Genomic DNA, 10,876 nt, shown 5'->3' on the forward strand with positions numbered 1-10,876 from the left:
GGCCTCCCTTTTAACCTTGACGAAATTCTACACCCTTCGTGTCATCTGGATATTCCCATTTTGTCACGATAGTGTTACCACAAAGTACACGACAAGTACCGCATTCAACGCAGCCAGCATAATCAAAGGCTAATGTACCATCATCATTGAGCGTATATAAACCAGCTGGACAAGCATTAACGAGTTTCATCTTTTCCTTCATATCTGGATAATCATGGATGATTTCAATATGAGGATGCCCTTCATTTACATGATATTTATTAACGCCTAATTTTTCTTCCAAATTCATCATAAAGCACGCCCTCCTTTAAGCGCATCCAAGGCCAAATTAACAAGGCCGACACCATTAGCTCGTTTTAATAATTTAGGCACTAATGGCTTAGCTCCGTCCCCATTGACCGTAAAAACATCTCCCATAATCCCATTGACCATAGCAGGATACTTTTGGAAAATACGAGGCGTATTTAAGAATTCTGGGAAGTGACGATATGTTTTCAAATCTTTACCAATGAAACTATTCTCTACTAAAATATCGTAATAGCGTAAGGCTCCGGCCGAAAAGTCTTGTAATTTCTTCGCCTTAATAATAGCATCGCCGGCATACATACCAGAGGCAATAGCAAAATCCATACCACGAACCGTATAGCCCATATTAATACAAAAACCAGCTGCATCACCAACGATAATAAAACCATCACCACTTAAGGTAGTTACTGCTTTATAGCCCGCTTCAGGCACCATGTGGCCACTACGTTCTACTAATTTGCCACCTTTTAATAATCGCGCTATCGGCCCATAATTCATAAATTCATTCATCATGTCTTCAATGGTAGCCTCTGCTTCCCCAATATGTTCAAGCCCTACCACTACCCCCAAGGACAAACTATTTTTATTCGTATACAGGAAACCACCGCCCATTAAACCATGGGTAATATCGCCCATAGAAAGCCAAGCTAAGCCTTCATCCCCTTCAAGGCCCAATCGTTCCTCTAATACCCCTTTATTAAAGGTATAGACTTCTTTGGCCCCCACAGCTACCTCAGAGGCTGTAATCGGGGCTCTTAACCCCGCCCGTTCAGCTAATAATGAATTAACGCCATCAGCTAAAACTACAACATCGGCTAACATTGTATCCTTACCACAACGAATACCGACTACTTTTTCTCCTTCTTTGAGTAATGCATCTACCTGAATGCGATTGACCACCACCGCGCCGGCTGCCGCCGCTTGATCTACTAACCATTTGTCAAAGACACCGCGCAATACGACATAGGATTCGTCCTCTGGTCTAGTGGGTGTAGCTTCATACTCAACTGTTGTAGCCTTACCACCTTCTAAAATCGAAATCCGTTCTTTCGTGACCTTTCTCTCTAATGGTGCCGTTTCACGGAAATTAGGAATTAACGTCTCTAAGGAATGGGTATAAATACGACCACCCGTCATATTCTTAGCACCACTATAACTCCCTCGTTCTACTAAGAGTACCTTAACACCTGCTTTAGCCATACGATAAGCCGCTGCTGCCCCTGCTAAGCCGCCACCTACGACAATTGCTTCAAATCGTTCCATGCTGTTTCTCCTTGTATATTACACTGTATTAAAAATACAAAATAAATCCAAACAGTCATCCTTATCAATCAATAGACTCAGCATCTATCAGTCATTAACCGGTCACCTTTACTAACTAATAATTCACAGGGTGTAGATATTTTAGATGTAAAGTCTATAGAATATATTGATAATTTTAGATATTGTCCTCCGTGCTTACTATTATATATATTCTAATGTCATTTTTAAAATACCTCTTTTGCATAGTTAAATATATTCTATATTATTCAAAGTCTCACACACTCTAGCATCCCTTATAAATAAAACAAAAAGGGGGTATACCTAATTTAGGTATACCCTCTTTTTTACTGCTACAACACTTAACTTACTAAGCAATTAATACACATTAAATAGACCAGAAAGAATCATGGAAAATAATTTTGCGATACGTTTCAAAACGAAGCCATTTATCATACCAAGCCCCATCATGTGACAGACTATCATCAGCTGATTCAACGATAAATTGAGCTACATCCTCAGCACTATTCACTTGTAATGCAAAGCCACGACCATTAACAACAGGTACATCATTATATGTATAATCAGCTAATGTTACCATATCCTTAAACTGACCATCACGAACTATAATAGCTACCTTATCACGTACAACTAAAATATCAAAATTAGTTGGGTACGCATAACTAGCCCCTGTAATTGGTAACGCATCCCCTATTTGGAACGTGGTTCGCGTAGGGCGAATTTTATCCACTTTAAGACCTTCTACATTATAATAGAATTCATCAAATACATCACCACGAGCACTCAAACCATGACCTTCAAATGTATGTTGTTGCGCTGCTGTGCCTACCGCTTCTACCACGCCACAAGCCGATGTCATATTGCTGACACGATTGATTAAAATCAATTCGCCCAAGGTTTTATGATGGCGGAATTCATCCATAACAACAGGTGTTTGGAAATGTAAAGTACAAAGAGCAATACTATTTTTACCCAATTCAGCTGCTGGCAACTGTTCCCCACTATTAACATCAATTTGGTATTGAATATCGGTAACTGTGGCCGCCACTTGTTTAGTCCCTAAACTAACTAAATATTCATTGCCCACTTCTAATGGCTCATCATCCATCCAAAGTAATTTCACACTTGCCGTTTGGGCTGTGCCAATACCTGTTTGTTTCACTAATACACTGCCTCGGGACACATCAATTTCACGATCCAATTGTACAGTCAACGGTTGTCCTAGCTGAGCCTCTTCAACCTGATTAAACCCTACTAATAAAGATTCAACCTTAGCACTTTCACCACTCGGTAATACAGTCAACGTGTCTCCTACCGCAACCTGCCCAGCTTCTACCTGTCCCTGGAAACCACGGAAGGTATGATTAGGACGGCATACACGCTGTACAGGCATATAAAAGCCATCTTCTACGGTACCTGATGCATCAACGGTTTCTAAATAGGGTAACAACGCTGACCCTTCATACCAAGGCATAGTTGTTGCCTTCGTCGTAATATTATCGCCTTCAGTAGCAGACACCGGAATCACTTGTACATGAACGAGTCCCACTTCTTTAGCAAGACTCGCTATATCCGCTTCAATCTTACGAAATACGTCTTCCTTATACCCTACCAAGTCCATTTTATTGACGGCAAACACAAAAGATTCAATCCCCATAAGAGCACAAATCCGAGCATGGCGACGAGTTTGTACTAAAATACCTTGAGAGGCATCGACCAAAATAATCGCCAAATCAGCAAAAGAAGCCCCCACTGCCATGTTACGAGTATATTCTTCATGCCCTGGTGTATCAGCTACGATGAAACTACGATTATCCGTCGTAAAATAACGATAGGCTACATCAATCGTAATCCCCTGCTCACGTTCAGCCATCAAGCCATCCAATAATAAAGAATAGTCAATAGCACCGCCACGACTGCCTACTTTACTTTCTAGTTCTAATGCTTTCGCTTGGTCTGCATATAATAATTTAGCATCATATAAAATGTGGCCAATCAGTGTTGATTTACCATCATCTACACTACCACAAGTAATAAATTTTAAAAGTCCTTTCATGATTATATCCTCTCTTATCCCAATACCTACTTTAGAAATACCCTTCTCGTTTACGGCGTTCCATACTGCCCGCCGCTTCACTATCAATAACACGAGTCGTACGTTCTGAGGAAACAGCCGATAGAGTTTCTTCAATAATTTCATCTAAGGTAGTGGCCTCAGATTCGGTACCCCCTGTTAGCGGGTAGCAACCTAAGGTACGGAAACGGACTTTTTTCTGTTCAATTTTTTCACCAGGACGTAATTTGAAACGATCATCATCTACCATGATAATATTGCCATCACGATAGACTACAGGCCGTTCTTTCGCAAAATATAAGGATACAATATCAATATTTTCTCGTTTAATATATTGCCAAATGTCTTTTTCAGTCCAATTTGATAAAGGGAATACGCGGATACTTTCCCCCTTATTAATTTTAGCATTGTATAATTTCCACATTTCAGGGCGCTGATTCTTAGGATCCCAACCATGAGAAGCGTTACGGAAAGAAAAAATACGTTCCTTAGCCCGTGATTTTTCTTCATCACGACGCCCGCCTCCGAAAGCAGCCGTGAAGCCATATTTATTGAGAGCTTGTTTCAAAGCTTGTGTCTTCATAATATCCGTGTAAGCTGCGCCATGGTCAAAGGGGTTAATCCCTTGCGCCACCCCTTCTTGATTGATATATTCAATCATATCTAGACCAAATTTCTTGGCTGTTTCATCACGGAATTTGATCATCTCTTTAAATTTCCAAGTCGTATTTACATGTAAAAACGGAAATGGTGGGTTTTCTGGATAAAAAGCTTTGCGCGCTAAATGCAACATAACCGAACTATCTTTCCCAATGGAATATAGCATAACCGGCTTTTCACACTGCGCGGCCACTTCGCGGATAATATATATAGCTTCCGCTTCCAACTCATCTAAATGACTGTATTCACTCATAGTACAACCTTCTCTCTTTAACTCTTATTTTAATATTGATTTGATTCTTGGGCATTGACTACAATAGTCTGCGACTCACCCGTAGCCGATGTATATTCCCACTGCCAAAAATGACCATCACGACGCGCTTTCATGGTACCCCCTTTGCCACCCATATCAGGACCTAGGAAATACGCAATAGCGCCAACTGGGCATTCTTTAATACACGCCATACAGCCCCAACAATCCTTAGGATAGGCCATGAAGGCTTTACCCGCTTCATTCATAGCGGGCAAACTCCCAGGACAAATATTAACGCAACGCTGACAACCAACACAGGTACTTTGATCAATTCTGATGCTCATAATAATCCTCCTTCACCAATGGCCGTTGTCGAATTTCAATGCCCTTATCAGTTGCTACTGAATTCACATAGCAGAGCCATTCTTCACTCGTTTCCGGATAATCTAAGTTTTCTGCAAAACTATGCCAACGTGTTTCTTTACGCGCTGCTAAATGAGCAATCAATGTTAAACAAACTACCAATCGTTCTTTTAATTCATAAATAAACAATAAATCATGTAAACTATGAGCCTTCAAAGATTGAGTCATAATTTGTAACTCTTCAATACGAGCCTTCGCCTTCGCTAATTGTTTACTATTAAATCGATAATATGCCCCAATACCTCCTGCATAGCTATCCATCGTACGTTGCATTGCCTCTTCTAATTGTTCCGTTGTATATAAAGGCGCCTCCCCTGTTAAGAATGTGTCATAGGCCGCTAAATAAGTTTGGGCTTTAGCTTTGAGTGTTGGTGAAACGCTAATAGGTCCTCCCTTAGCTTCCTTATAACGCTTAGCAATCGCTAATGCTGCAATTTCCCCTTCAGCCAAGGCCCCTGTTACATATTTTTGAGGACAACCACCCGCTACATCACCAGCTGCATATAAATTGCGTATAGTCGTTTCACGATTGGTATCAACCCAATACCCGCTCGCTGTATGACCACCTACAATATATGGTTCTGTTCCTTCAATTTCAACATTCTGTTGTTGTGGCCCTTTACCTGATTCTAGCCATTTCAACGTTTGACCTGGTGCCATATTAAGATATGCCTTTAATAGATCCATATTTTGCTCACTGGTAATCCCTTCAGTTGCTAAATAACAAGGACCATGACCATCTAGCGTTTCCTTAACAGTGCCATAAACACGTTGTGATGTAGTAAGGCCATATTTCGTTTCATACACTTCACTATCAGCATTGATCTGTTTAGCCCCCACCCCTTGGGCAATCGTACCTGTAGGAGCAATCGTATCTTTACAACGCAAAGCAATGAAACGCATTTCAAAGGTTGTCATTTCAGCACCAGCCTGAATCCCCATAGCATAACCAGCCCCTGTATTAAAGGGCGAATACCACATCTTATGTCGTGAAAAGCCAGGGTTATTAGGCCTGTATAAACCAGCCGCCCCACCGGTCGCACAAATTACATAAGGTGCATAAATTTCATAGGCTACCTGATTTCGCAAGGAAAAACCTACGGCTCCTTTAATTTCACCATCTTCCACTAAATAATCAGTCATAATAACATGTTCCATAACAGTTGTATTTGACAATTGTAAGACAGCATCAGCTAAAAGAGGTTTAATATTTTCACCATTAATCTTAATATTACGGTTCCCTCTTGCCATATAATCACCATTGGCATCTTTTAGAATCACGAGGCCTAAATCTTCTAACACTTTTGTGACTCCATTAAGTCGCTCACTCATGGATAACAACAAATCTTGCCGCACAATACCAGCTGCATCCTTTGTGGCATAGTCCACATAATCCTGCGGTTTACGGCCTTTCACAATATACGCATTAAGAGCATTCACACCAGCTGCTAAACAACCGCTACGACGAATGGCTGCTTTTTCTACGATTAAAACCTTAGCCTCTGTTTCCTTTTGCAACGTAAGCGCTGCATAACAACCCGCTGTGCCTCCGCCAATAATAAGCACATCCGTATCAATTCGCTCTCGTTTCTCAAACTTCATACTGACTATCCCACCTAATTTCCTATAATTATATTTGAAACATTTCTCTCTACACACCTTATGGCCTAACCTTCTATAAAGACCATTAAATATAAAATATCTGGCCTGCTTCGAGTGCTTTATTTTTTACAATGTGAACCTCTGTATTACTACATAAAAAGAGTCGATAAATTAATACTTGCACTGATTCACCCACTGTAAAGGAGGCCGCTTCAATCGGCTGTTCCGCTTCAATCAAATGCTCACCTATACGAATGCGCATACTAAGGCGCGTTCCCTGAAACGCCACGGTTTCTACCACACCTTGTTCTACTGCACTTTTATCTTCATGGTCAGCATCCGCTTTAAAAACAGCAACAAATTCAGGTCGAATAATGGCCCATTCAAACCCCTCTTCACGTTCAAAACCTGTCAACGTTTCATAATGCATAATCCCTTTGGCCTTGCCCATAAAGCCGGCCACGAAAGGCGTCGCTGGTTGGCCATAAATTTCTTCTGGCGTCCCCATCTGCTCAATGCGCCCATTATTCGTTACAATAATTTCATCGGCTAATTCTACCGCTTCTTCTTGGTCATGTGTTACAAAAATACTAGTAATGCCTGACTTCTTAATGGTTGCTTTTAACCATTGTCGCAACTCATGCTTAACTTTAGCATCGATAGCTGCAAAGGGTTCATCTAAGAGCAGTACATCAGGTCTTGGTGCTAAAGCTCTAGCAAAGGCCACACGTTGCCGTTGACCGCCCGATAATTCACCAGGATAGCGATCTTGCAAATTAGCCAACCCTACTAAATCAAGTAATTCTAACACCCGTTTTTTAATAATATTCGGATCTTCTTTTTGTACTGTAAGGCCAAAGACAATATTATCAAAAACAGTCATATGACGAAATAATGCATAATTCTGAAAAACAAAACCAATTCCCCGTTTAGCCGGCACAATGGAGTTCACTCGTTTACCAGCAATATAAATATCACCTTGATCAGGATGTTCTAAGCCTGCCAACATCCGTAAAATTGTTGTTTTACCACTACCACTAGGCCCTAAGAGAGCCACAATTTTACCTTCTGTGATATGAAAATTTACATCTTTGGAGGCTTCATAATTGCCATATTGTTTATAAATACCTTCCATTGCTACATATTGAGACGTTATTGTTTCCATCTCATCACCTCAAACTCTCTCAATTCCCAAAGTTATGTAATGTTTTTATGACCTACTCTATGTTCTACATAGGCCCGTAAAATTAATAATAGAATAGATAAAATAACTAAGATAGACGATGCTGCAAAAGCTGCCGTTACACCCGTAGCTGAACCAGACATATATAAAGCATCAATTTCTAAGGGCAACGTAAAGGTACTACCGCGCACTTTTGATACTGCTGCAACGGCCCCAAACTCACCTAAGGCTCTAGCTGCACATAACAAAACGCCATATAGAAATCCCCATTTTATCTGTGGAAAGGTAATTTTCCAAAATACGGTCATTCCAGAAGCACCCATCAAAACAGCCGCCTCTTCTTCTTCCCGCCCCCTTGTATGCATAACGCCAATGACTTCACGAAATACAAAAGGCAACGTAACAAAGATAGTCGCTAAAAATACGCCTGGCAAAGCAAACACAACGCGCCAATTCGTACCTAGCCACTGATTAATGCTATCTAAGATTCCATATCCCCAACCAATGCGACCAAATACCATAATAAAAGCTAACCCAGCGATTACTGGTGAAATAGAAAATGGCACATCGATTAAGGTCATCAATACTTGTTTGCCTTTAAAGTCAAACTTACCGATACTATACGCAGCACAAAGACCAAATAGACCACTCACTAATACAGCTAATAAGGCCGCTACTAACGTCAGCCCTAAGGCTGATACTACGTATGGTGTTGTAATGGCTTTTATGTAAAAATCCCAGCCCTGTGCTAACGAACTAGCCACTACTGTTACCAATGGAAAGACGAGCATCAAAATAACAAATAAAAAGCCTAGGCTAATCAAGCTATATTCCACTAACTTTGACTGCTTCATCTTATCGACCTCCTAACCGTTTAGCCTGACGTAACTGTAATAAGTTAACGCTAAGCAAAATTAGAAACGCCAAAACAAGCAAAAGTAGCGCCATAGCTGTAGCCCCTTCATAATCAATGTAATTTAACTTTTGCATAATAACATAGGAAACAACCTGTGTTTGTGCTTTAGCACTATTCCCTGAAATGTAAATCACACTCCCATATTCGCCAAGGCCACGGGCAAAAGCTAGAGCAAAACCGGCTAATCCAGCAGGTAGAATTTCAGGCAAAATAATACGCCGAAAAATTGTAAAGTTATTAGCCCCTAAAACAGCACCCGCTTCTTCATAAGAACCATCTAATTTAGCCAATACAGGCTCTACAGAACGAACTACAAAGGGAATACCTACAAAGACTAAGGCAATAATAATGCCTATTTTCGTATAAACGAGAGAAATACCCCATTGTACTAACGTACTACCTAATAAGCCTGACTCAGAATATAATTTAGAAAGGGTAATCCCTGCCACCGCCGTAGGCAAGGCAAACGGTAATTCTATCAGGCTATCGATAAAACGCCGTCCTGGAAAGGTATAGCGGACTAAAATCCAAGCTAACAACGTACCAAAAACTAAGTTAATGGCCGCGGCTATAAAGGATGTTATTAAACTCGTAGCAAATGCATGCCATACCACAGGCTTAGTAATAATTTGCCAAAAAACTGTCGGTGGAATTTGCACGGCATACCCGAGAATTGTCCCTACTGGCAAAATAATAATGATAGATAAAATAGTTAATGTTACGCCTAGCGTTAAGCCAAAACCTGGCAATAAACGAGGCTGTTTACCATTTAATGTTTGTTCTTTCATAAGGCCCTCCTATTCATCCCGAATGGTATCAAATAGGGCACCATCAATAAAGAAACGCTCATACGCAGCAGACCAACCACCAAAATCGCGAATGGTAACCATCCGTTGTGGCATAGGATACTCATTAGCCACTTCAGCCATAATAGTCGAATCCGTTGGTCTAAACCCATATTTAGCAATTAATCGTTGACTGTTAGGTTCATATAAATGGCTCAAATACTCATAAGCTATTTCATAAGTGCCTCTTTTTTTAGCTATCTCTGCTACTACAGCCACACTAGGTTCAGCCACGATTGATACAGAGGGCATAACAATTTCATATTCACCAGGATAATGAGCTAAAATTTGTTTGGCTTCATTTTCCCAAGCCAACAATACATCACCCTGCTTATTTTCTACAAAAGTCGTTGTAGCCGCACGCGCACCAGCATCCATAACGGCTACATTTTCATATAGCTGTTTCACAAATTTCGTTGCCTGTGTGTCATCATCCGATGTCCCCGCTCCATAAGCATAGGCCGCTAAGAAAATCCAACAAGCGCCGCCACTACTCTTTGGATCTGGTGCAATTAGCCGAATGCCCGGTTTAATTAAATCATTCCAATCATGAATCTGTAATGGATTCCCCTTACGCACCAAAAATACAACGGTCGATGTATAAGGTGCCGAATAATTTGGTAAATCAGATTCCCAATTAGGATCTAATAAATGAACCTTCTGCAGTAAATTAACATCTTGTGCTAACGCCAAGGTTACAATATCGGCATCAAACCCTTCCACTACAGCTCTAGCTTGATTACCAGAGCCACCATGAGATTGATGGATTACTACATCTTTGCCAGTACGGGCTTTATAATATGCCGCAAAATCAGCATTATAGGCCTCATAAAACTCCCGCGTAGGATCATAAGACACATTGGTTAACGTTGTCACCGCTTCTTCTTCGTGCGATGAAAATGCATATTCCGTGCCCCATAACATAGCCCCCACTATGCCAACGGAGAGAAGTAAATACCAGCCTCTTCGTTTCATAAACATACCTTCAATCTTTTTAACTCTCTCTTTTGGATTAGTACACCATTGAACTAATCTAACTTGCTTCTTTCTCAAACATGGCGTGGCTTCATATGACCTGCTTCCCCGATATATTATAAAAATATAATCAACTGTATTAGGCTCTATTAAAATTCCTAATTGTTAATTCCTATAATTTTAGCAGGTATTTAAAGCGCACATATCACGTAAACATAAAGCTGTCTGTAATTGTACGTTTTAAATCATACATTGTCAATAGGATATGAACATATCTTCCTATAATATAAAATTCAATCTAATAACTTTAATCTTTTAACTGATATATATTCTCATATTTTTAATAGATTATATATCA

At 40.3% G+C, this 10,876-nt stretch carries 10 protein-coding genes; all 10 read right to left on the reverse strand.

The genetic code is table 11. The annotated features are described in order from the left end of the window. Window positions 1-10: 10 nt before the first annotated feature. Complete coding sequence (locus DYE54_RS06705) at window positions 11-292, reverse strand: ferredoxin family protein (protein WP_115310512.1); 282 nt, start codon at window positions 290-292, stop codon at window positions 11-13. Continuing rightward, window positions 289-1,569, reverse strand: coding sequence for an FAD-dependent oxidoreductase (locus DYE54_RS06710; protein ID WP_115310513.1), 1,281 nt, complete (start codon window positions 1,567-1,569; stop codon window positions 289-291). Before DYE54_RS06710 ends, DYE54_RS06705 begins: the two co-directional genes overlap by 4 nt. A 385-nt stretch (window positions 1,570-1,954) precedes the next feature. After that, window positions 1,955-3,643: a sulfate adenylyltransferase subunit 1 gene (locus DYE54_RS06715; protein WP_115310514.1), complete on the reverse strand. Its 1,689-nt coding sequence runs from the start codon at window positions 3,641-3,643 to the stop codon at window positions 1,955-1,957. 31 nt (window positions 3,644-3,674) lie between these two features. Continuing rightward, window positions 3,675-4,574, reverse strand: a complete 900-nt coding sequence (cysD, locus tag DYE54_RS06720; RefSeq protein WP_115310515.1) for a sulfate adenylyltransferase subunit CysD — start codon at window positions 4,572-4,574, stop codon at window positions 3,675-3,677. A 29-nt stretch (window positions 4,575-4,603) separates the two neighbouring features. Further along, window positions 4,604-4,918: a 4Fe-4S dicluster domain-containing protein gene (locus tag DYE54_RS06725; RefSeq protein ID WP_115310516.1), complete on the reverse strand. Its 315-nt coding sequence runs from the start codon at window positions 4,916-4,918 to the stop codon at window positions 4,604-4,606. Continuing rightward, window positions 4,902-6,599: an adenylyl-sulfate reductase subunit alpha gene (locus tag DYE54_RS06730; RefSeq protein WP_115310517.1), complete on the reverse strand. Its 1,698-nt coding sequence runs from the start codon at window positions 6,597-6,599 to the stop codon at window positions 4,902-4,904. The genes DYE54_RS06725 and DYE54_RS06730 overlap by 17 nt, the downstream gene beginning before the upstream one ends. 85 nt (window positions 6,600-6,684) lie before the next feature. Further along, on the reverse strand, window positions 6,685-7,764 hold the full coding sequence (locus tag DYE54_RS06735; protein WP_115310518.1) for an ABC transporter ATP-binding protein: 1,080 nt from the start codon (window positions 7,762-7,764) through the stop codon (window positions 6,685-6,687). Between the two features lie 32 nt (window positions 7,765-7,796). Continuing rightward, entirely contained in the window at window positions 7,797-8,636 is an 840-nt protein-coding gene (locus DYE54_RS06740; RefSeq protein WP_115310519.1) for an ABC transporter permease subunit, read from the reverse strand. Window position 8,637: 1 nt separating this feature from the next. Continuing rightward, window positions 8,638-9,486 carry a sulfate ABC transporter permease subunit CysT gene (gene cysT, locus DYE54_RS06745; RefSeq protein WP_115310520.1) on the reverse strand — a complete coding sequence of 283 codons (849 nt, stop codon included), beginning with the start codon at window positions 9,484-9,486 and terminating at the stop codon, window positions 8,638-8,640. Between the two features lie 9 nt (window positions 9,487-9,495). After that, window positions 9,496-10,518 (reverse strand): sulfate ABC transporter substrate-binding protein, encoded by a 1,023-nt coding sequence (locus DYE54_RS06750; protein WP_218564762.1) that lies wholly within the window; start codon window positions 10,516-10,518, stop codon window positions 9,496-9,498. Between the last annotated feature and the right edge of the window lie 358 nt (window positions 10,519-10,876).

The sequence above is a fragment of the Veillonella criceti genome (assembly GCF_900460315.1).
GTDB classification, from domain to species: Bacteria; Bacillota; Negativicutes; order Veillonellales; family Veillonellaceae; genus Veillonella_A; species Veillonella_A criceti.

What these genes read in the sequence shown, in the direction of transcription:
- DYE54_RS06705 (WP_115310512.1), bottom strand. Translation starts at nt 292, where the DNA reads ATGATGAATTTGGAAGAAAAATTAGGCGTTAATAAATATCATGTAAAT.
- DYE54_RS06710 (WP_115310513.1), bottom strand. Translation starts at nt 1,569, where the DNA reads ATGGAACGATTTGAAGCAATTGTCGTAGGTGGCGGCTTAGCAGGGGCA.
- DYE54_RS06715 (WP_115310514.1), bottom strand. Translation starts at nt 3,643, where the DNA reads ATGAAAGGACTTTTAAAATTTATTACTTGTGGTAGTGTAGATGATGGT.
- cysD (WP_115310515.1), bottom strand. Translation starts at nt 4,574, where the DNA reads ATGAGTGAATACAGTCATTTAGATGAGTTGGAAGCGGAAGCTATATAT.
- DYE54_RS06725 (WP_115310516.1), bottom strand. Translation starts at nt 4,918, where the DNA reads ATGAGCATCAGAATTGATCAAAGTACCTGTGTTGGTTGTCAGCGTTGC.
- DYE54_RS06730 (WP_115310517.1), bottom strand. Translation starts at nt 6,599, where the DNA reads ATGAAGTTTGAGAAACGAGAGCGAATTGATACGGATGTGCTTATTATT.
- DYE54_RS06735 (WP_115310518.1), bottom strand. Translation starts at nt 7,764, where the DNA reads ATGGAAACAATAACGTCTCAATATGTAGCAATGGAAGGTATTTATAAA.
- DYE54_RS06740 (WP_115310519.1), bottom strand. Translation starts at nt 8,636, where the DNA reads ATGAAGCAGTCAAAGTTAGTGGAATATAGCTTGATTAGCCTAGGCTTT.
- cysT (WP_115310520.1), bottom strand. Translation starts at nt 9,486, where the DNA reads ATGAAAGAACAAACATTAAATGGTAAACAGCCTCGTTTATTGCCAGGT.
- DYE54_RS06750 (WP_218564762.1), bottom strand. Translation starts at nt 10,518, where the DNA reads ATGAAACGAAGAGGCTGGTATTTACTTCTCTCCGTTGGCATAGTGGGG.